This is a genomic window from Candidatus Margulisiibacteriota bacterium (assembly GCA_031268855.1).
Taxonomy (GTDB): Bacteria; Margulisbacteria; Termititenacia; order Termititenacales; family Termititenacaceae; genus Termititenax.
Window position 1 is genome coordinate 1 of the sequence record JAIRWS010000136.1, and the last position, 19,121, is coordinate 19,121.

A 19,121-nucleotide genomic window follows, 5' to 3' on the forward strand; every position below is an offset into this window, starting at 1 on the left:
TAAAAAACCGGTCAAGGCGTAGTTAGAGTTGTCAGTCCGGCTTTGACGCAGGCCGTTTTCAGCCGGCCATCCAGCGTGCCGACCGTGGCGCGTTTGCGCAGGGCTAGTTCAAGATAGGCAGCGTCATAAGCCGTTAGATCATATATTCTGGTTGCTTCCAATAATTTTTCCGTATATGCGCCGCCAAAACTACTGTCCGTCAAAAAGGAATAATTCAACAGGCATTGATTCAGTCTAAAAACTTCAGCCCAGCTCAGGCGTCTGCGCGCCACATTATTTTTGAATATATTGGCCATTTCACACCACCAGATTTGCGGCACATAAACTTCTTCGTCTGCGATAACTTCCAGAAAAATTTTTTCCAATTCCGCCGTCTTTTCGTCTGGCAGCATACATGACGCGCAAAACGAAGAGTCTAGAACGTATATCATGGCCGGCCTGTCCGAATATCCGCCAATAAACTGCGGAGCGTGTAAGGCTTTCTGGCCTGGCGTCCTATGGCAAACAATTCCTTTATCACTTCTTGACGATCAGGCGTTTTGTCGACAAGCGGAACAATTTTCGCCACGGGTCTGCCGCGCTTGGTCACAATATAGTCCTGACCGCTCTGCACGTCCTCAAGTATTTGAGAGAAATGGGTTTTGGCTTCAAAGGCCCCAATGCTTGGCATATTCAACACCTCTACAAACTAGTTTATCAAACTAGTTTGTTTGTGTCAAGCAATTAAGGAGTCAGATTAGTCTCAATATGCTTCGCAACTTATTCACCAAGAAAGATTTATTCCACATTCGGCGTAGCAACTTCCGGCTGCGGCGGCGGCGGGGCTGGTTTTGGCTCGATCGCGTAAGCAACATTCACCCTGGACGTAAAACTCACTTTGCCATCCGGCGGAGAAAAGCTGTCGCTTGCGACTTCTTTCATTAACGCCATGCTGTTCATACCCGCGGCGCGGCTGTAGTAAGAGCCCGTCTCTTCAATAGAGACCGGCTGCACCAATTTCACATTAAAGCTCTCCGCCATATGTCCGGCTTTGAGCTGCGCGTTTTCCATGGCGCGTTTCAAGGCTTCCCGTTTGGCCGCAGATTGATCTTGCAAAGTGTAATCGATATTTTCCACGCGGTTCGCGCCGCCTTTGACCGCCACATCGACCACTTTGCCCATTTGCTGCACTTGATGCAGCTTGATGCTCAAACGAATATAGGCGCGGTATTTGTCGATCTCCGGCGTTTCCTGAACATAGCCCGCCGTTTTTTGCTGCTTATAAAGCGGATAGAGCGAATAGCCGTCGGTGCGCAGCTGCTCTTGAGGAATATCCAGCGGCTCGAGGTTTTTCAGGACAGCGGACAGCGCTTTGCGCAAAGCGTCCTGCGCTTCCTCGGCGGTCAGGCCGTCCCGCTGCACGCTGAGATTGACGAGCACGGTATCCGGCAGAATTTCGTAAACGCCTTCGCCGTAAGTCGCCAGAGTATTGCGCTCCGGCACGTCAACCGCCAGCAAAAACGCCAGCGTCAGAAACAAAATTATAATTTTTTTCATGGCTTTTCCCCTTATCTTTTCGTTTATTATATATTAAAATAATTTTATGGCCAATATCTTAATCGTGGACGACGAAGTCAATATTATCAAAATGTTTAAACTGACTCTGGAAATGCTGGGGCATACTGTGCGCAGCGCGGCGCAGGGCCGGGCAGCGTTGGCCGTTTATGCCCAAAATGCGGACAACATCGATCTCGTGATCTCCGACTTGACCATGCAGCCGGACATGAGCGGCTGGGAATTGTGCGCCGCGCTAAAAGACCGCGTGCCGGTGGCGCTGACCAGCGGAGAACTGATCGATGAAAATTTTCTGGAAAAAGTTTTGGCGGCCGGAGCGGTCGGTTTTTTAAATAAACCGGCTGATTATGCGCCGGACACACTGAAAAAAAAGCTGGCGGAATTTCTAGCCCAAGCAGCTGAGCTCAAATCCGGAAAAGCGTAATGCGTTTATCTATAATTATTGTCAGCTGGAATGTCAAAGACCTGCTGGAGCGGGCGATCGCCACGGTTTTGCGAAATCCGCCGCAAGCCGCTTACGAAATAATTGTCGTCGATAACGCCAGCGGCGACGGCTCGGCAGACCTGGTGGCCGCTAAATTTCCGCAGGTCAAGCTGATCCGCAGTCCGCAAAATACCGGTTTTGCCGCTGGCAACAATCTGGGTTTCAAGGAAGCTGCCGGCGAATATCTGCTCTGCCTCAATCCCGACACAGAAATGCGCGCCGGCACACTGGATTTTATGATCGACGCTTTTGACCGCGACGCCCGGCTCGGCGCGCTCGGCGTGAAACTGCTCAACAGCGACGGTTCTCTGCAGCCATCCTGCAAAAGTTTTCCGGCCGTGGACACCATTCTTTATAACGCCTGCGGGCTGGACGCGCTTTTCCCCCGGTCTAAAATTTTCGGCAAATACAACATGAGCTGGTTTAAGCACGATGTGGAAAAAGAAGTCGATCAGCCGATGGGCGCGGCTCTGGCTCTGCGGCGCGGCGCGCTGGATCAGGTCGGCGTTTACGACGAGCGGTATTTTATGTATTTCGACGAAGTAGACCTGTGCTGGCGCCTCAAACAGACCGGCTGGAAGATCAAATTTTTTCCGCAGGTCTGTGTCACGCATCACTGGGCGCGCAGCGCCAAACAGGTTTTGTTTAAAATGAACAAACAATGGTATATTTCTTTCCAGAAGTATTTGGTCAAAAACCAACATTATCCGGCGGGGCTGGCCTGGCTGTTGTTGTCTAGCATGGTCTGGCTGAAGCCGCTGATCCTAGTTGGGCTGATTTGGTTGGCAATAAAAAGCTTAAAATTGTTTTTATTCTAGTAGTTTAAACTCAATAGATGGGAGCAGATTTTGAAACGTAGTATTTTAGTCATCAGCAACGGACGCGGCGAGGACAGCATCGCTGTGACCCTGCTGGAAAATCTCAAAAAAATTCTGCGCGAAGAGGAATTGTCTGAAAACGATCTGCAAATCGTTGCGCTGCCGCTGGTCGGCGAAGGTCTGCTTTATAAAAACGCTGGCTACCCCACGGCGGCGGCCTGGAAAAACCTGCCCAGCCACGGCTTTTTTTCCGTTTTCGGCCTGCTCCGCGATCTGCGCCGTGGTCTACTCGACAATTGGCGCGGCCAGATCAGCATTATCGAGCGGGAAGCGCAAACCGCTGATCTGATCCTGACCATCGGCGACATTTGGCCGGTATTGCTGGCCTCGCTGTACGGCCACCGGAAAAAGATCGTGCACATGGCCACGGCGATTTCCGTTTACCTCCGCCACTACACGCTGGCGGAAATTTGGCTTTTTAAAAAATATGTAAGCTGCGTGATCTGCCGCGATCTACCGACCTGCGCGGAGTTGCAGAAATTTAACGTCAACGCTTTTTACGCCGGTAATCCAATGCTGGACGATCCGATGCTACGCAGCACAAACACCAATCTGGGGCTGGACAAAAAACGCCGGCGCATCGTACTGATCCCCAGCAGCCGTGAGGACGCTTACGGTAATATTTTGCGCATGCTCAACGTGGTCAAACATTTTGCCACCAAGAATAGTTTTCAATTTGTTATTTCGCTGGCGCCCAATCTCACGCTGGAGCGTCTGCGCGCCGCGCTGGGCAAAAGCGACTGGGCGATGCTTGACCTGCGGCACAAAAAAACGCCGATCGCCGCGGAGCTGCTCCACAAAGACTCCACGCAGGTCTACGTCGTGCACGGCTATTTCCGGGAATGTCTCGACGAAGCGTCTCTGGCTATAGGCATGACCGGTACCGGCAATGAACAGATTGCCGGTCTGGGACTGCCGCTGATCCTGCTCAAAGGCAAAAGTCCGGCGGCTTCGCGCGGGCGGCTGCAACATTATAAAAAATTGCTCGACGGCGCGGTTTTTGCGCCGCGCGGCTCAGACGAAAGAATTGCCCGGGCGGCCAGTGAACTGCTGTCCAGCAGCAAACGTCTGCAGAGCATGGCCGATGCCGGACGCGCGCGGCTGGGCGACGCCGGCGGCTCTTATTTTATTACGCGTAAAATTTGGTACTATCTGTATGCCTAACCCGGCCACGCCTGATCTGTCGATCATCATTGTTACTTTTAACAACCGTGAATATTTGCGCGGCTGTTTGAATTCTATTTACGAAAACATCGGCAACCGCCTGCGTTATGAAATTTTTGTCGTAGACAATAACTCGCAGGATCAAACGCTCCAAATGTTGCAAGAAAATTATCCAGCCGTGCAGGTCATCGACAACGCGGAAAACGCCGGCTTTGCCAAAGCGAATAATCAAGCTCTGTGTCTGGCAGCCGGCCGCTACCTGCTCCTGCTCAACAATGACACTTTTGTTCTGGGACATTCGCTGGAACAAATGGTTGATTTTCTGGACACGCGCCGCGCGGTCGGCGCCCTGTCGCCAAAATTATTGAACGGCGACGCTCTGACGGTGCAAAGGCAGGGCAGTGTTTTGTCCCAAAAAGACTGGACGGCCGCGGCGCCGCGGCCGGTAAAATTTATCAGCGGCGCCGCTTTTTTGATCCGGCGGGAAACTTATAAAAATGTCGGCGGGCTGGACGAAAACTTTTTCTTTTATAATGAAGACCTTGACTGGTGCCGGCGCATTTTACAAAACGGCTGGCAGATCTATTATTACCCCGCAGCCTCGATCATTCATTACGGCGGCAAAAGCACAGGTTTTATCGGACGGCGGGCAACTGTTGAAGGCCTGCGCGGCGGCTTATATTTTGTTTACAAACATTACCGCCTGCTTTTTCCGCTGTATTTTATTTTGCTGACCGCCGGGCTGATCTTGCTGATCCTGGGCAATATTCTGCGTCTACTTTTTGCCAAAGCCGCTACGGAAAAAATCGCCGCTTACGCGCAGGTACTCTGGCTGGCTGTAACCGCGCAATACAAACCAAAAATGTTATAATGCAGCCCATGTTTTTTAAAAAAATCTGGGCGCTGCTGCTGCTGGGCGGCATTTTGCTGGCGGCGCCGATGCAGCACAGCGAAAAGATCAGAGCCGATTATTTGAAATACAAACAACTGCTTGCCAAACAGCCGGATAACAAAGAAACTCTTTTTGAATTTGCCATGATCCTGGCCGCTATGGGGCGCATCGAACAAGGCGGCGACACGCTGAAAAAGATCAATGAGCTGGACGAGAATTACGCGCGCACAGCGCTGGGCAAGCTGGAGCGCGTCCGCACCTCCGGCCAGGACAATTGGTGGCTGCGTTTTAAGCTCGGCTTTGTTTATTATTTTCTCTATGAGGAAGATCAAGGGCGCATCGCTCAGGCTCAGCGTCGCATTAAAAAAAACCAAGACAATCCCGACGATCAGTCCGGCCAGACGATCGCCCGCGAACGCGCGGTGATCACCGAGCGTCAGCCGCGCGCCAACCGCTATAAAGAAGCGTCGCTGGCTAACTTTTATCTTGTCGCCACCAAACAGCCGGAAGACTATCTCAATGCCTGGGGCTATGCTTATATGGCCACCGTCAAGGCCATTGAACAAGACTGGGCGGAAGCGAAAAACCTGATCGAGGACGCTATGGCCATTGAGCCCAATGCCTGGGCGATACACGCCGCCTACATGGAAGCCCTGCGCCAAAATGGTAATTTAATCGCGGCCGCCGGCCAGCTGACCAAGGCGCTTAAGTTAAAATCCGAACAAGAAAACTACGAAAAGAAGGTTTTCAATGAATAGACCGGTCTTATGGAATAAGATCACGATCAAACGCCGGTTTATTCTGCTGCTTTTTATTCTCCTGTTGACCGCCGGCTGGTATTATCTGTCCAGGAGCCAGCCCTGGAATATCATTATTCCGCCAGCGTCGGCGCGGAAAACTCTGCCGGATTACGTTTTTCAGGATGTCGCGCTGCGCGAAGTTTCCGGCGCCAGGATTTTTTACCGCGTCTCCGCTAATTCACTGACGCTGGACAGCGCGCAGGGCCAGCTCGAGCAGGTTCGCGGCAGCATCCTGGAAAACAACAACGCGGTGTTCAGTTTCACCGCGCAAAACGGCGTTTTAACCATCGCAAAAAAATTATTCACTCTGCATAATTTCAGCGGCCAGACTAATACCCGTTATTATCAGCCGTGGAGCATCGAAGCGCCGCTGGCTTACTGGGATAATACTTTGCAGAGTTTTACTTTTGACCGCAAACCAAAACTGACCAGCCGCGACCTTAATATTTCCGCCAGTAAAATTGTTTACAATTCGGTTTTCAACTTTTTCATTTTTGGCGCGGGCTGTGAGATCCAGAAAGGCGAATACACGATCAAAAGCGACCGCGCGGTTTTGCGTAACGCAGTCGATATTTTGACGCTCGAGGACAATATCGCTCTGCAGGGCAGTGATTTTACCGGACGCGCTGACGCGCTGGACTGGGATGTCCGCCGCGACGAAATAAATCTCAAAAACAATGTCATTTTGCAGACTACCGATATTATTCTGACCGCCGAGCAGGTTTCCCTGAACACCACGCAGGAAATCGTACTGCTCAAAAACAATGTGCGCCTGCAAAACAAAGAAAATAACGGCACGGACAATATCATCGTCAATACCGACCGCGCGCTATGGCTGCGCCAGTCCGGTAAAATTCAGTTCTTTGAAAACACGCAGGCCTGGAAAAATAATTCGCTGATCCAGAGCAATCAAATCGTTTATGATTTTACGCAAAAGGACATTGTGGCTTCCGGCGGTGGCCGCACTACGATCATCACCACCAACGACGAATAATGCCGGATCAATTTCAATTCGCTTCTTTCCGCCAATATCCGCAGATCGCGCACGGTTTTATCGGCCGTGATTCCAGTTTGGCTGAATTAAAAAATCAGAATTTTATCATCTCGCGGCAGGCGCATGATATTAAAATTTACACTCTAGAAAAACCATTCTGCGGCCAGCAGGAAATAGACGGGTACGACGGCCTGACCACACGGCAAAAAGAAATCACGCTCGTGATCCAGACCGCGGACTGCGCGCCAATATTATTTTTTGACCCGCGCACGCAGACTATCGCCGCCGCGCATGCCGGCCGCGCCGGCACAGAACTGGGATTCGCCGCCAAAATGGTCGCCCAGCTGAGCGAGGTTTATTCCGTAAACCCCGCGGATCTGCTGGCCGGCATCGGGCCGGCTATTTGCGCAAACTGCTATCAGATCGACCGCGCCCAGAACATTCATTATGATCTCCAGGCGGAAAATCAAAAACAATTAACAGCCGCCGGCGTCCGGAATATCGAGTTGTCCGGTCTCTGCACAGCCTGCAACGCTGTGGAGCGTTTTTATTCTTACCGCCGCGAAAAAACCACCCGGCGTAATTTTGCTTTTATCAAGTTAAACCAGATATAATTTCCGCGTGAGAAAATCAGCCTTATTTTTGCTCTTTATTTTAGCGGCGCTGTCCGCCGAGATCTCGCTGTCCGGCGGTCTGACCCAGGGACGGCAGCTGCAAACTATCTCCGGCGCGGAAAATTACCGCGCGGCTGCCGGGCTTACGCTGCGGCCGGCGTTTTTTATCGAAGCTGATTCCGCCGGACATCCTTTGTTTCTGGACAATGACCAGGTGGTTTACGGCCTGGGCCTCCTGACCGAATGCGCACACCAGGACGCTCACGCGGCTTTTAATCAGCAGCTGGCTTTTCCGCTGTACGCGACTTACTATTTAAATTTTGGCGCGCAGGCTGTCGGCGCCGGCTTGAGTCTCAATATTTTGCAGCTGCGTTATCGCAATCACGCCGCCCTGCAGGGGCAGCAGCTCGGCAAACATATTTTTTGGCGCTGGAACGGAGTGGATAATTATTTAGAATTCGGCCTGATGCAGCTCTGCGCGGAAAGCGCCTATGCCGCGGAAGACCTGGTTAGTTTTTATGATACAACAAATTTTATCCTGCGGTATGGCTTTTACCCGGGCGGGAAAAATTCAATTTAAATATTTTTATTTCCGCAGACTGGCTTTGGAAAACAAAGTCTCCGGTAAGTCGTTATTGAATTCCAGCGTTTCGATGACCACGCTTGTGCCATTGCCGTCTTTTTTCAGCGCGTCTTTGTAGATCATGGCTTTGGCCAGCCAGCGGCCATCGACCTGCATTACAGCGGTTACGTCAAGCGTTTTCAGCAAAGCGCCGCTTTTGGCGTAGAGATTTTCTTTGAGCGTGATAAATCTTTCCCGATCCACCCAGAGCCGGCGTTTGGCGTAAGCGAGATCATCTTTTTTGGCGGTCAGCTCCAGCGCCCAGACCGGCCGGCCGTCCAGCGTTTCTTCGCCGGAAACAGCGGCGCTGTAATTATTGGCCAGCACGGGGTCTTCCAGCATGTCTTCATAAGACATATCCGAGCCCATGACCGACTGGCGCAGCATGTGGCCGCTGATCAGTATTGTCCGGTCGGTGTCCGGCGAGTAAGTCCAGAGCTGGTCGCCAAGTTTGAGCATTTTGGCGCCTTTTTCACGCGCCGGAGCCAGATATTCCGTGAATGAGTCGCTGCTATTGCGCTGCCAGGTTTTAGCGCTGACCGTGCGGTCACCGCGCCGCCCGTGGATAGTCATGTTCATCACGGCAATTTTGCCGTCAGACAGGCGATTGTCGTCGATGCGCCGCAGGATTTCCCCGGCGGTTTGCGGAATCGGTCTAGCTGCCGCGTCAGCGGAAACAGCAACCGCGGCGGCGGCAGCGCTCTGTTCCGCGGCTAGCAAAACGCCGAGGACAAGCGCGCCTAGAATTATTTTTCTTAGCATGATCTCTCCTTTTTTTTAATTTTCCAATTCTTTAAACAATTGCGCCGTCTGCCGTTTAAAAATGCCTAAGCCCGCCAGCGCGCTGCCGATAAGAGTCGAAAGCACACCCGGAATAAAGCCGATGATATAACAGTCCGGCGGAACCTGCGCGCGAAAAACATTCTCGACCAAAAACGTAGCATCGTGAAACAAGGCGCCGTAGTCGATGCCGTGATATTGCAGCCAGTAAGAAAGGAGCAGACCGGCCAGAGTGCCAATAATGGAACCACCCAGCCCGATGAGCAGAGCTTCCCAGAGTATGCTGGTGTAAATATGCGCTTTGCTCTCGCCGATGGCCAGACGCACACCCATCTCTCCGTAACGGCGCAAACCGCCGATCAGTCCAGCGTTCCACAAGACCAGCATCATTACCACGACAAAAAGCAGCATAATAATAAATATTAAGGCTTGTACCCTGTCAAAGTAAGGACCCAGCCCGCTGTCTTCATACAGTGTGCGCATGACCGGACTGAACTCCTCTGCGGGATCCTGATAGCGCGTGTTGAAATCCCGCTGCAATGCCACAGCCTTTTGCTGGTCATAAACATCATCAGAGAAAAAACCTAAAATTACGCCCGCCGCATCCTGCATATCGAGAGCGGTCTGTATGGCGCGAATGTCCGCGATGATCGCGCTCCTGTCCATGGCAGCCACGCCGAAACGCAGTGTGCCGGCGATAGTAAAATTATTGACCGCCATGCCGCCGTGCATGGTCGAGCCGATCAGCGTAACCGTGTCTCCGGGCGACACTTTTAGCCTCTCGGCAAAATCTTCGGCCAGCAAAATTTCATTAGGCTTTTCCGGCAGTCGGCCGCGCACCAAGGATTTTTCCAGATTGAGAAAATCTTTTTCCGGGCTATCCGCACTCAAGTCTATGCCCAGACCGGCGGCTGGCCCCTGGATCCGCGTCTCGCCATGTGCGTCGGGTATGTCGAGCAGCCCGCCAAAATTGATGCGCGGCGTCCAGATAACATCCGGATACTGCGCGCGAAGTTTGGCCAGCCACTCCGTCAGATCCAGCAGAGCCAGATCATTGGGCAGCTGCTCGGCTTCCGCGGCGTAGGCCTGCGTCATGATCTTCACATGACCGGTTTGATGATGCGCGGTGGTGTTGTACATATTGGTCAGAACGCCATTGAGAAACGCCTCAAGAAAAACGATCAGGAACACGCCACACGCCACAGTTAATATCGGAAAAAAAGAGCGGGAGCGGTCACGCAGCAGGCCTTTGAGCAAAAATTTGATCATACTATTTTGCCCCGCAGGGCATCCGTCGGTGTCAGCCGCGCGATACGGCGGCAGGGCAGGTAGCTGACCAAAGCGGTCAGGCCAAAGATCAAAACGGCTGTGCCGAAAATAATGCCCGGCGTAAAGATCGGATAGATCACATTGTCCAGCGCGAGGCCGAACTGATCCATACCCGCTAAGCGGAAACCGGTTTTATTAAACCAGAACAACAGCGGCATGCCGTAAATAAGCGCCAGCAGCGCGGCCAGCGCGGAGTGCAGCGTGCCTTCCAGCGTGAATATTTTGAGCAAATCGGCTTTGGTAACGCCGAGCGCCAGCATTGTGCCCATTTCTTTGACACGGCGGAAGATCGCCAGAAGCTGTGTGTCAAAAATCCCCAGCATGGCCAGAAATAAAAACACCGCGTACATGACACTAGCTTCGACATATTCAGAGCTTATCATGGCACGCTCGTCGGTCAGAAGAAAGTCCTGACTTTTGTAGATCCAGCCGGGCGCGGACGCGCCGGTTTGGAGTTCTTTGGACAGCACGGCCAGCGTGGCCTGTCCGGGCAGGCCGGTCATTTTGCGCAAAGCCGCCAGAGGTATCCAGACCTGCCCTTGATCGATAGCGATCACATTGGTGGGCATAATACCCGCTATATAAATTTCCTCCGCATCAAAAGTGCCGCGCACGTCGCGCCAGCGCAGAACGGCGGTGTCGCCCTGTTTTAGTCCGGCGCTCTTGGCCATCTTGCCGCCGATGATGGCCGGTATGGCGTAGCCGGTGTTACGCAACGCGGCCGCCGGAATATTGAGAACGGTCTGTTCCGGATCGATGCCGTTGAGCGTGATATTCAGCACGCGGCCGCGCGGGTAGAGCGTGGCCTGTCTTTTGAGCAGGGGCGCCGCCTGGCCGGCGGCGATCAGCTCCGCCAGCTCGTCCGGCAGACGGCCGTGCGCGTCATCAAGCGTCAGATTATCAAAAGGGTCGTAGTTTTCCTGCCAGTACTGCCCGCCGCCGTAATAGCTGTCAATGGCAGCGCGCTCCATCTGGCGTCCCATGCCTTTGTACAACGCCTGACAGCCGATGATGATGACAAAAGACAGCGACAAAATAAAAGCGTTCAGCCAGGTGCGCAGTCCAGCGCCGAGCAGATTGCGTAAAGCCAGTTTGAAAATGTACATCTTAAACGCTTTCGTCAGCCGCCACGCGGCCATCCTCCAGCTTGATCTTGCGGCGCAGATGCCGGATAACTTTTTCGTCGTGCGTGGAAAAAATAAAAGTCGTATTTAATTCCTGATTGAGCTTCAGCATAATTTCCATAATGTTGGCGGAATTCTGCGCGTCGAGATTGGCGGTCGGCTCGTCCGCCAGCACGAGCTGCGGTTTTTTGACGATGGCCCGGGCGATGGCCACGCGCTGGCATTGGCCGCCGGAGAGCTGCTTGGGCAGGGAGCTCGCGCGGTCGGCCAGTCCCACCCACTCCAGCGCCTGCCAAATCATTGCTTGGCGCTGCGGGGCTTTGAGCTGCGGTTGCAGAAGCAAAGGAAATTCAATGTTTTCATAGACAGTGTAAACGGGCAGCAGATTAAAAGTTTGAAAAATAAAACCGATCTCAAAATTGCGTAAGTCCGCCGCCTGCTGGGCTGAAAGTTTTTCGATTTGCTTGCCCAGCACTTCCGCCGAACCGCTAGTCGGCAGATCCAGCGAGCCGATGATATTCAGCAGCGTGGTTTTACCGGAGCCGCTAGGGCCGATCAGGCCGGTAAATTCACCTGTCGTGAAATCCAGTGTGACATTATTCAGCGCGTTGAGTGTCGTCGCGCCCATTTGATAACTACGCGTCAAATTTTGGATCTTGATTATAGTTTTAGTCATGGCTCCCCTTTATTGCAATAGAATTTCATTATAGCCTAGTAATTATAACTTAGCAAGGCTTGAATGGCTCCCGTAGTTTTATTTTTTTCAGTGTAGTCCGGCGTCAGTTTGGCCAAAAATTGCAGCACCAGTTCGTCGTAAGTCCGCTGCCAGCGCAGGGACAGACTGTCGTTTTTCTCGGCGTAATACTGAATAATACTGACCGTGTCATACAAGCCAACCGGATAATCAACCAGTGCTCCGCAGGCCTGCGTGTTGCGGCCGCGGCCGGCGCGGTAAATATCGGTGTCGAGATTATATTTCTCCAGCAAAACATGCAGACCGTTGCCGAGGTCAAAAGTATAGTCCGCGCCGATGGTAGAATGATATTGTTTTTCCAGAGCCTGCAAAATTTGATCGTCCTGCTGGCCGAGGTCTACGGCGGCATACGCGGCTTCAAACCAGACGCCGATGCCAATATCCCATTTACCGTCCAGCCCCAAGCGCCGCTCGGACGTTATCTCCTCAGACAGCAGCGAAAAAGTCGGGCTCGCGCCAAAATCTATACGGCGCTGATGATAGGTCAATCCCGCTTCGCCGTTGCAGACCGGCAGCTGCAAACGCCCGCCAAATTCCGCAGTATGTTTGGCGGTCGGAATTATTTCCGCGCCTTTTAGTTCGTCATTGCCGGCCAGTCCCCACAGCCAAAAATTGGCGTTATTGGGCAGGTAGTAACGCAGCAACGCGCCTTTGACGCCTTCCGTAAAACCGAGCGGATCCAGCGGATCCAAACTGTCAAACCACTGCAGCGGGCGGAAAAGCGTGGCCGAGCCAAAATTTACTTTTTGCAGGCCGAACCGCGCTTCGATTTGCGCGTCGCTCCAGCGCGCCCAGAGGCGGTGCGGTTTTAATTTGCTGTCTACTCCAGAAACCAGATTGCCGTTGAGCGCCAGATCGATATCCAGCGCGTACTCCGGCGCCGACCAAAAAAATTCCGGTATATAGCGCAGACCCAGTCCGGCTTTTTCCTGATCCGGCAGATCGAGCCAGCTGGTGATTTGACCGCTACCGCTAAACTCCGCGGCTGTTCCGAAGCGCAATAAACAGAACCACAAACAAAGGAAAAATAAGAACTTTCGCCCCATAAATTTATTTTAGCATGACAGAGGCAGCGATGGTATGAAGTGGTTGCTTGTTTTTAGTTATGGCCTGTCCTGCTGTTTTATCATTTCATCAATAAGACGCATAAATTTTTTATCTTTTCTCAGGCTGTCATGGGCATATCTAAGCATATGTATACCAATTTGTTTGAACGCAGTAAAAACAAATTTCTCATTTTTCCACAGAGCGGGTTCTATATCTTTACGATACTCAAGACTTGTTTTAAGTTTGGAAAGAGCATCTGAAATAATTTTAGTTTGCATTTTTTAATCCTTATATATTTTAAAATTTTTATTAGTAGGCCTATTTTTGCGAACTCTTTGTTAATATATCGTAACATTTTGGTAAATGTTTCAAAATTTTTAGACCGTTTAATTTCTTATAATCTATTAATCTATAATGCTAAAATACCTTTAGAAAAATCATAAACAAAAGGCAACAAATTGCGTCTACTCAAAATAGGTTTATTCCTGCTGGCGCTGCTGGGCGTGTCCGCGGCATCTCCGCGCGTCCCGATCCTGATGTACCATCACATTCGCCAGCCGCAGCCGGAGGATTCGGCTGTTTTGCGGGAGCTGTCCTGCGCGCCGGAAACTTTCACACAGCAGGTCGAAGCTCTGCGGCAGGCGGGTTATCAGACGGTTACTTTTGAGGACATTGCGCGCGGGCGGATCCCGGCCAAGCCGATAATGCTTACTATAGATGACGGCTATCAGGACGCCTATATCGCTTACAATATTTTGCGGCAGCGAAATTTAACGGCGGTGTTTTTTGTCACCACCCGCTATCTGGGCGATGGCCGGCATTTGACCGTCGTGCAGCTGCGGGAAATGGCGCGTGGCGGCATGGAGATCGGCTCGCACAGCATTTCCCATCCTGATCTATCCACGCTGTCTCTGGCAAATTGCCAAAAGGAGATCGCGGAGAGCAAACGTTTTTTGGAGGACATTCTGGGACAAAAAATAATTTCGTTCTGTTATCCTTCCGGACGGGTCAACGCCAATGTGCGCCGTCTGGTCAAGAACAGCGGTTATCTGTACGCGCGAACGACCCGCCCCGGCCTGGGCAATTTTGACACGGAGCCGCACACTTTGCGGGTGTTTAGAGTGAATAATGATCTAACCGCCGCTGAACTTTTGCGGCAATTGGATTTATTTTGATATTTTTTTCTGCTAAACTAACCCCAAGTCGGGGTGTAGCGCAGTTGGTAGCGTGCTTGTTTCGGGTACGTAACTAAAACACGCTGACGATCCTTTGAACAATCAAGCACAAACTAAATACCACAACGCGCGCAAAAAAGTCAATAGGCATTTTTAGGCGGCCGAAAGTTTGGTGATTTTTTCTGATATTTTTACGGCTTCTCTTTGCAGAGAAAAAACATCTGCGTGCCGATAATACTGCGTCATGCTGGTCGACGAATGTCCCATGAGCTTGCGAACAATATCGTCCGGCAATGTTTCAAGCATACGAGTGTTGAATGTATGCCGTAGCCAGTACGGCGTGATCTCCGGTCGGTCTATGCCGGCGCGTTTAACTCCCTCACGAAATCTTTGGCTCAAAATGCTGTCGCTAATCGGCTTGCCGTAATGCGACAAAAAAATAAAATCGTCCGGCAAAATAAATAGCCGCTCGGATTTTAATGTTTCGATTTGCTCCGCAGTGAACGCCGTAACCAGAGCGGGTTTTACTCTGCCGGTTTTTGTCCCTTTTAATTTTGCACGGGTGTTTGCCTCTATCGCTTTCATGATCGGGAAAAATTTAAGTTCTAAACTCCAATCTCCCCACTGCAGAGCGCGCAGTTCCCCCGGACGCAAGCCGGTGTCTTTTAAAACCAGAAAAGCGGTTAGATATACCTGCGAACCCCATATTTTAAGCAGCTCCGCGCGATCTTGTGGGAAAAGTTTATTCATTTCGTCCGGCGATAATATGCCGCGTTTATTTTTCTGGCCGCAGAAACGCAGGATACCATTGAGCGGATTTTTTTTGATGATCTCTTCCTCGATTAGATGCGTATAAATATCCGATAGGCAGGAAAGAATTTTGTTTTTCGTTGCTGGCGCAAGGTTGAGCGCAAAGAGTTTGTTGTTCACGATTTTGTGTGTTAGCTTGGCTGGCGGATAATTCCCAAGCAAGGGAATAATATAATTTTTGACTAGAGCGTTTTTATCGTGCACAGCTTTTTCTACAAAGTCCCTGCCTTTTTGTTTGCGCTTTTCGTGCCAGTATCCACCAACCACAAATAAGCCGTCCGCATAATTTTTTATGGTTTTCTTGAAAAACATAGCCGCGCTCCATAACCTAGTTTTTATTAAGCATCTCCCTCAGCCACTGTGTGCCGCCGAGAACCCTAAATTTCTCCCACAAATCATCATCTAATCTTATCTGCCGCTGTTTCTGTAGTTCGCCAGTAATCCTTTTCCGGCCAGCTCCAGCACGCGCGCCACCATAAGTTTTTTTTCTCATGGCAAATACAGTATAATGCTCAACTTGAATTTGTCAATACATATCCAAGTCCCAAACCAACAAGTGCCTTTACACTCTTTTTTGCCGCGCTAATATATTCCCATGGCGGCAAACGTAAAATTTTTCGACACAAACCGGATAAACTCGCAATCCGGCTTTGACTTTACCAGCGCGGACGCCGCGCGCGCGTATATTCTTTACGACAACGATAATTCTAACCGGCTATTTTCCAACGGCAGTAACGACAGCACGCCGGAAGTCTGGACGATAGAATTTTCCGGCGCTTACGATCTGGACGCGCTGGCCGCGTTTAACCACAATATCAAATCCGGTAATATCCAGTACTGGAGCGGCGCGGCATGGGCTAATTTCTCGCCGGCGGCGGCATGGACAAACAGCACGGACAAAAACAGCTATTTTGAATTCACTCGCGTGTCCACGAAACAGATACGCCTTACGATGAACACTACACAAATTCCAAATCAGGATAAATACGTCGGCCAGCTCCGCGCGCTAACCAGTTTGGGGAACTTGATTAAAAACCCTGTCGAGGTCACGCCCAAATTACAGCCTAAAGATTTTGATTACACCACCGCCACCGGCGGAAGCGTGTACGGTATCGCGGGGATAAAATATCAAGCGACGGTAAAATTTCAGAACGCGCCGGAAGCCGATCAGACCTTTTTGGTCGAGCTCAAAACACGGAATAAACAATTTTATTTTTATCCCTGCGGCGGCTCTGGCCAGACCGATGTAACTTTTCGGGTGGACGATATGTATTTGGTAAATTTTACCGGCGCGGTAAGCCCGAAGCTGGCTGGCAAAAATCTTTTTGGCATAGGCATAGACACCAGCATCACGCTCAAAGAGGTGTGACATGGCCGAGCCGATACCAGCGGAGCAGCTCCTGATAGACCTGATCCGGCAGCCGAATTTCAAACCGATCAGGCGGTGTTTTATCCGTCGGCGATTGCCGGACGGAAAGTACGAACCGGAATGGCGCTTGATCAGCCAGATAGACGGCGTAAATACTGTGCTGAAATGGGGGAGCTATTCGATCAAATCCGAGGAGACCGGAGACGGCAGTATCGGCGAGTTCTCTATTTCGCAAATGACTATGGAGTTCGAGAATGAGGACGGCAAATTTAACTGGGAGAATGACGGCCGGTCGCTCTGGTACGGATATTTGAACCGCAAATTTACAAAGCTCCGCGTGGAGACAGCGTACTTTGATTTCGACGCTGGCCAAGAAGTCGGCAACGCGATTATTTTTGAGGGACTGATCGACAAAGTCACCACCGGCGATAATCAAAAGGCCAGTGTAAAATGCATCGGGTATCAGGACGTCCTGCACAAAATCGACATTCGTAGTTTGTGGATCGGCGCGCGGCCGCCGACAATAATGGCCAGCCAGCTTATTGACCTCATGCTCTACAATGAGCGCACGCTGGAATTTTTCGAGCCGGGCAGCATCAATCTCGGCGTTGATTACCGGATAAAAACCAGTGAGCTGACATTAACTTTCTGGCACAACCTAAAGATGATCTGCAAAAAATCAAGCTCCGTACCGCTCATAATTGGCAACCGGCTGTACGTGCAGGACTCGAAAGCGGGCGAGGAATTGCCGTTTGTTTTTGCCGGTATCGGCGCGAGCCGTAAAGATATAGATATTTATAAAATCGACCAGGACCAAGAGGGCGCGGACAAAGTGCGCGTGTGGTGGCAGGTGCAGGACACCAACATCGAAGCAAAATCCACTGATCCCGTGCTGCTGCTTAAATATCTCGACAGCCCGGAAGTGGTAAGCCTTGGCGAGGTGGACGACAGCACCGTGCAGTACAAGCAGAGCATCGTTGACCGGCTGCTGACCAAATGGCAGTATCCGCGGCCGACGGTGGACATAGAGGCGCGTTTTATGAACGGGCTGGTCTGGCCGCTGCACAAGGCGCGGATCAACAATCCCGGACTTTATACGGACAACGACAACGGATTTTTCTGGGACGCATGGTTCTGGAACGACGGCAGCAACTGGAACGGCATGTCCGGCGCGGTGTCGATCTTGCCGGATGAACTCTGGCTGGTGGATAAAGTTACATACGACATAGACAAATGGAAAACTTCTATCTCGTTCTCTAAAATCCTTGAGAACGTGGAAAGCGATTGACTTATTTTTTTAATTTCCTAGTATTGAGTCATGAACGAAAGCGAAACAGTACAGCTTGAATATCTCGGCGCGGCGACGGACTGCCGGAACTGCGGACTTAGTAATCTTAAAAAAGGCAGCGTCATCACTGTTGCGCGCGGCGTCTACGAACGCGAGTTAAAAGGCAACGGTAAATTTCGGCTGATCACCAAAGAGTATCTAGCCGAAACTCAACCCCGACACAGACGGGAAAAAACCAAAAGAGAGGAGAAATAATCATGGCAGAAACAGGCATAGGCAAAAATGGATACCTGAAATTTCAAAAGGAGACGGCATATAACACGCCGGCCACGGACGGCATGCAGCTCGTGCCGTGGAGCGAGGGACAAATTAATAGCGTCGTCGCGGACATCGAGAATAATCTCATTCTGGGGGATCGGCTCAAACAGGCTCCCTGCGCGGGCCGGATAAGCCACTCCGGCGAACTGACTTTTTATCTCTATCCCAACCTGCTTGGCATGTGGCTGGATTTATTTATCGGCAACGGCACGGACGTGGACAACAGCGACGGCAGTTACACGCACAAATGGCTAACGCCGCTGACCGGCTCCACAGCGCCAAATTCCTTTACGGCGCATCAGGCCCTGGGAGACGACCTCGCCAAAGTATTCAGCGGCGGCAAGATAACTTCTATCGTCATCGCGTCCGATAACGAGGGCGACCAGACCATTCAGCTAAATACATTTTTTAAGTCCGCTTTGTACGATCAAGAGCGTTTTCAGACTTTTTTGTTCGACCGGTTGTGTCCCTATCGTTTCGGCGAAACAAAGGTTTTTATTACCCCTAGCGGCGGCGCGGAAGCGGAGTATAAAGCCAACAGTTACGAGCTAAATATTGACCTTGGCTACAATACAGAGGATTACAAGCTCGGCGGTTTCGAGGTTGATAGTTTCAAATTCAACACCGCGCCGACCGTAACGCTGGCAGTGAATATTCCGGCGGACGACGCTTTTCTGAAAGCCGCGAGGGAGAAAAAACAATTCTCTATTCGGCTGGTTACTCAATCGGCGCAAAAGGTCTCCGCGGATAGTCAGGCCACTTATGGTACAGAAATTATCCTGCCCGGCTGCCGCTTGAGCGCCGACACTGAAATACCCAACGGCACCGAGCGCATCAACATGGATTTGAGTTTTGACTGTTCTTACGGTGGAGTGACACCGGCGTCCGGCGCGGCCAAGACGATGTTTGAGATCGGCCATACGGATAGCACCGAAAGCTACAATACTTAGAAAACATAAATGTCCGCTTTTCGGTTTTGGGTATTTTGCCGGAAGCCGCATAAACACAGGGCTGTAGCGATTTACCGCTTTTTAGAAAGCGGACATTTATGTTTTTGCCGTTGTTGACATTTTCGGAAAGTTTATTATAATTCCATGCGGTTACTAAATTACTTCCGAGGAGCTT

At 51.2% G+C, this 19,121-nt stretch carries 24 protein-coding genes; 13 read left to right on the forward strand and 11 right to left on the reverse strand.

The genetic code is table 11. The features are described 5' to 3' along the window. Nucleotides 1–11: 11 nt before the first annotated feature. The 3 genes from LBJ25_07860 to LBJ25_07870 form a co-directional block, all read right to left on the reverse strand. Complete coding sequence (locus LBJ25_07860; protein MDR1453868.1) at nt 12–431, reverse strand: type II toxin-antitoxin system VapC family toxin; 420 nt, start codon at nt 429–431, stop codon at nt 12–14. Next, nucleotides 428–670 (reverse strand): type II toxin-antitoxin system prevent-host-death family antitoxin, encoded by a 243-nt coding sequence (locus LBJ25_07865; GenBank protein ID MDR1453869.1) that lies wholly within the window; start codon nt 668–670, stop codon nt 428–430. The genes LBJ25_07860 and LBJ25_07865 overlap by 4 nt, the downstream gene beginning before the upstream one ends. Before the next feature lie 107 nt (nt 671–777). Next, nucleotides 778–1,536, reverse strand: coding sequence for an SIMPL domain-containing protein (locus tag LBJ25_07870; GenBank protein ID MDR1453870.1), 759 nt, complete (start codon nt 1,534–1,536; stop codon nt 778–780). Nucleotides 1,537–1,582: 46 nt separating this feature from the next. Here LBJ25_07870 and LBJ25_07875 point away from each other — a divergent pair, with 46 nt between their 5' ends. The 8 genes from LBJ25_07875 to LBJ25_07910 are packed head-to-tail and all read left to right on the forward strand — an operon-like array spanning nt 1,583 to nt 7,960. Continuing rightward, the gene (locus LBJ25_07875) at nt 1,583–1,978 is read left to right on the forward strand and encodes a response regulator (GenBank protein MDR1453871.1); all 396 of its coding nucleotides are present in this window, start codon (nt 1,583–1,585) and stop codon (nt 1,976–1,978) included. After that, a complete protein-coding gene (locus LBJ25_07880) occupies nt 1,978–2,856 on the forward strand; it encodes a glycosyltransferase family 2 protein (GenBank protein MDR1453872.1) in 879 nt (292 codons plus the stop codon). Before LBJ25_07875 ends, LBJ25_07880 begins: the two co-directional genes overlap by 1 nt. Before the next feature lie 30 nt (nt 2,857–2,886). Continuing rightward, nucleotides 2,887–4,080: a lipid-A-disaccharide synthase-related protein gene (locus LBJ25_07885; protein ID MDR1453873.1), complete on the forward strand. Its 1,194-nt coding sequence runs from the start codon at nt 2,887–2,889 to the stop codon at nt 4,078–4,080. After that, a complete protein-coding gene (locus tag LBJ25_07890; GenBank protein ID MDR1453874.1) occupies nt 4,073–4,951 on the forward strand; it encodes a glycosyltransferase family 2 protein in 879 nt (292 codons plus the stop codon). The genes LBJ25_07885 and LBJ25_07890 overlap by 8 nt, the downstream gene beginning before the upstream one ends. Nucleotides 4,952–4,959: 8 nt before the next feature. Beyond that, the gene (locus LBJ25_07895) at nt 4,960–5,730 is read left to right on the forward strand and encodes a hypothetical protein (protein MDR1453875.1); all 771 of its coding nucleotides are present in this window, start codon (nt 4,960–4,962) and stop codon (nt 5,728–5,730) included. Beyond that, nucleotides 5,723–6,766: a hypothetical protein gene (locus tag LBJ25_07900; protein MDR1453876.1), complete on the forward strand. Its 1,044-nt coding sequence runs from the start codon at nt 5,723–5,725 to the stop codon at nt 6,764–6,766. The genes LBJ25_07895 and LBJ25_07900 overlap by 8 nt, the downstream gene beginning before the upstream one ends. Beyond that, entirely contained in the window at nt 6,766–7,380 is a 615-nt protein-coding gene (locus tag LBJ25_07905; GenBank protein ID MDR1453877.1) for a polyphenol oxidase family protein, read from the forward strand. Before LBJ25_07900 ends, LBJ25_07905 begins: the two co-directional genes overlap by 1 nt. Before the next feature lie 7 nt (nt 7,381–7,387). Next, nucleotides 7,388–7,960, forward strand: coding sequence for a hypothetical protein (locus LBJ25_07910; protein ID MDR1453878.1), 573 nt, complete (start codon nt 7,388–7,390; stop codon nt 7,958–7,960). A gap of 6 nt (nt 7,961–7,966) precedes the next feature. Here LBJ25_07910 and LBJ25_07915 read toward each other — a convergent pair whose 3' ends face one another. From LBJ25_07915 to LBJ25_07940, 6 genes are read right to left on the reverse strand one after another with little or no spacing between them, the layout of a single operon-like run. Further along, complete coding sequence (locus LBJ25_07915) at nt 7,967–8,764, reverse strand: outer membrane lipoprotein-sorting protein (GenBank protein ID MDR1453879.1); 798 nt, start codon at nt 8,762–8,764, stop codon at nt 7,967–7,969. Nucleotides 8,765–8,779: 15 nt separating this feature from the next. Next, nucleotides 8,780–10,051: an FtsX-like permease family protein gene (locus tag LBJ25_07920; GenBank protein ID MDR1453880.1), complete on the reverse strand. Its 1,272-nt coding sequence runs from the start codon at nt 10,049–10,051 to the stop codon at nt 8,780–8,782. Then, a complete protein-coding gene (locus LBJ25_07925; protein MDR1453881.1) occupies nt 10,048–11,217 on the reverse strand; it encodes an FtsX-like permease family protein in 1,170 nt (389 codons plus the stop codon). The genes LBJ25_07920 and LBJ25_07925 overlap by 4 nt, the downstream gene beginning before the upstream one ends. A 1-nt stretch (nt 11,218) precedes the next feature. After that, a complete protein-coding gene (locus tag LBJ25_07930; protein ID MDR1453882.1) occupies nt 11,219–11,911 on the reverse strand; it encodes an ABC transporter ATP-binding protein in 693 nt (230 codons plus the stop codon). Nucleotides 11,912–11,946: 35 nt separating this feature from the next. Further along, nucleotides 11,947–13,035, reverse strand: coding sequence for a hypothetical protein (locus LBJ25_07935; protein MDR1453883.1), 1,089 nt, complete (start codon nt 13,033–13,035; stop codon nt 11,947–11,949). A 57-nt stretch (nt 13,036–13,092) separates the two neighbouring features. Continuing rightward, the gene (locus LBJ25_07940) at nt 13,093–13,314 is read right to left on the reverse strand and encodes a hypothetical protein (GenBank protein ID MDR1453884.1); all 222 of its coding nucleotides are present in this window, start codon (nt 13,312–13,314) and stop codon (nt 13,093–13,095) included. 180 nt (nt 13,315–13,494) lie between these two features. On the opposite strand from LBJ25_07940, the gene LBJ25_07945 reads away from it, so the two are divergent. Beyond that, complete coding sequence (locus LBJ25_07945; GenBank protein MDR1453885.1) at nt 13,495–14,211, forward strand: polysaccharide deacetylase family protein; 717 nt, start codon at nt 13,495–13,497, stop codon at nt 14,209–14,211. 153 nt (nt 14,212–14,364) lie between these two features. Here the strand turns inward: LBJ25_07945 and LBJ25_07950 are convergent, their stop codons facing one another. Together LBJ25_07950 and LBJ25_07955 are read right to left on the reverse strand one after the other, a co-directional pair. Further along, on the reverse strand, nt 14,365–15,333 hold the full coding sequence (locus tag LBJ25_07950) for a site-specific integrase (GenBank protein ID MDR1453886.1): 969 nt from the start codon (nt 15,331–15,333) through the stop codon (nt 14,365–14,367). A 16-nt stretch (nt 15,334–15,349) separates the two neighbouring features. Next, a complete protein-coding gene (locus tag LBJ25_07955) occupies nt 15,350–15,514 on the reverse strand; it encodes a hypothetical protein (GenBank protein MDR1453887.1) in 165 nt (54 codons plus the stop codon). 102 nt (nt 15,515–15,616) lie between these two features. Between LBJ25_07955 and LBJ25_07960 the strand changes: the two genes are divergently transcribed. From LBJ25_07960 to LBJ25_07975, 4 genes are read left to right on the forward strand one after another with little or no spacing between them, the layout of a single operon-like run. Further along, nucleotides 15,617–16,390, forward strand: a complete 774-nt coding sequence (locus LBJ25_07960) for a hypothetical protein (protein ID MDR1453888.1) — start codon at nt 15,617–15,619, stop codon at nt 16,388–16,390. Between the two features lies 1 nt (nt 16,391). Beyond that, on the forward strand, nt 16,392–17,678 hold the full coding sequence (locus tag LBJ25_07965) for a hypothetical protein (GenBank protein ID MDR1453889.1): 1,287 nt from the start codon (nt 16,392–16,394) through the stop codon (nt 17,676–17,678). Nucleotides 17,679–17,708: 30 nt separating this feature from the next. Continuing rightward, nucleotides 17,709–17,933 (forward strand): hypothetical protein, encoded by a 225-nt coding sequence (locus LBJ25_07970; GenBank protein MDR1453890.1) that lies wholly within the window; start codon nt 17,709–17,711, stop codon nt 17,931–17,933. Between the two features lie 2 nt (nt 17,934–17,935). After that, complete coding sequence (locus LBJ25_07975; GenBank protein MDR1453891.1) at nt 17,936–18,946, forward strand: hypothetical protein; 1,011 nt, start codon at nt 17,936–17,938, stop codon at nt 18,944–18,946. Nucleotides 18,947–19,121 lie beyond the last annotated feature (175 nt).

What these genes read in the sequence shown, in the direction of transcription:
- LBJ25_07860 (MDR1453868.1), bottom strand. Translation starts at nt 431, where the DNA reads ATGATATACGTTCTAGACTCTTCGTTTTGCGCGTCATGTATGCTGCCA.
- LBJ25_07865 (MDR1453869.1), bottom strand. Translation starts at nt 670, where the DNA reads ATGCCAAGCATTGGGGCCTTTGAAGCCAAAACCCATTTCTCTCAAATA.
- LBJ25_07870 (MDR1453870.1), bottom strand. Translation starts at nt 1,536, where the DNA reads ATGAAAAAAATTATAATTTTGTTTCTGACGCTGGCGTTTTTGCTGGCG.
- LBJ25_07875 (MDR1453871.1), top strand. Translation starts at nt 1,583, where the DNA reads ATGGCCAATATCTTAATCGTGGACGACGAAGTCAATATTATCAAAATG.
- LBJ25_07880 (MDR1453872.1), top strand. Translation starts at nt 1,978, where the DNA reads ATGCGTTTATCTATAATTATTGTCAGCTGGAATGTCAAAGACCTGCTG.
- LBJ25_07890 (MDR1453874.1), top strand. Translation starts at nt 4,073, where the DNA reads ATGCCTAACCCGGCCACGCCTGATCTGTCGATCATCATTGTTACTTTT.
- LBJ25_07895 (MDR1453875.1), top strand. Translation starts at nt 4,960, where the DNA reads ATGTTTTTTAAAAAAATCTGGGCGCTGCTGCTGCTGGGCGGCATTTTG.
- LBJ25_07900 (MDR1453876.1), top strand. Translation starts at nt 5,723, where the DNA reads ATGAATAGACCGGTCTTATGGAATAAGATCACGATCAAACGCCGGTTT.
- LBJ25_07905 (MDR1453877.1), top strand. Translation starts at nt 6,766, where the DNA reads ATGCCGGATCAATTTCAATTCGCTTCTTTCCGCCAATATCCGCAGATC.
- LBJ25_07915 (MDR1453879.1), bottom strand. Translation starts at nt 8,764, where the DNA reads ATGCTAAGAAAAATAATTCTAGGCGCGCTTGTCCTCGGCGTTTTGCTA.
- LBJ25_07920 (MDR1453880.1), bottom strand. Translation starts at nt 10,051, where the DNA reads ATGATCAAATTTTTGCTCAAAGGCCTGCTGCGTGACCGCTCCCGCTCT.
- LBJ25_07925 (MDR1453881.1), bottom strand. Translation starts at nt 11,217, where the DNA reads ATGTACATTTTCAAACTGGCTTTACGCAATCTGCTCGGCGCTGGACTG.
- LBJ25_07930 (MDR1453882.1), bottom strand. Translation starts at nt 11,911, where the DNA reads ATGACTAAAACTATAATCAAGATCCAAAATTTGACGCGTAGTTATCAA.
- LBJ25_07935 (MDR1453883.1), bottom strand. Translation starts at nt 13,035, where the DNA reads ATGGGGCGAAAGTTCTTATTTTTCCTTTGTTTGTGGTTCTGTTTATTG.
- LBJ25_07940 (MDR1453884.1), bottom strand. Translation starts at nt 13,314, where the DNA reads ATGCAAACTAAAATTATTTCAGATGCTCTTTCCAAACTTAAAACAAGT.
- LBJ25_07950 (MDR1453886.1), bottom strand. Translation starts at nt 15,333, where the DNA reads ATGTTTTTCAAGAAAACCATAAAAAATTATGCGGACGGCTTATTTGTG.
- LBJ25_07955 (MDR1453887.1), bottom strand. Translation starts at nt 15,514, where the DNA reads ATGAGAAAAAAAACTTATGGTGGCGCGCGTGCTGGAGCTGGCCGGAAA.
- LBJ25_07960 (MDR1453888.1), top strand. Translation starts at nt 15,617, where the DNA reads ATGGCGGCAAACGTAAAATTTTTCGACACAAACCGGATAAACTCGCAA.
- LBJ25_07965 (MDR1453889.1), top strand. Translation starts at nt 16,392, where the DNA reads ATGGCCGAGCCGATACCAGCGGAGCAGCTCCTGATAGACCTGATCCGG.
- LBJ25_07970 (MDR1453890.1), top strand. Translation starts at nt 17,709, where the DNA reads ATGAACGAAAGCGAAACAGTACAGCTTGAATATCTCGGCGCGGCGACG.
- LBJ25_07975 (MDR1453891.1), top strand. Translation starts at nt 17,936, where the DNA reads ATGGCAGAAACAGGCATAGGCAAAAATGGATACCTGAAATTTCAAAAG.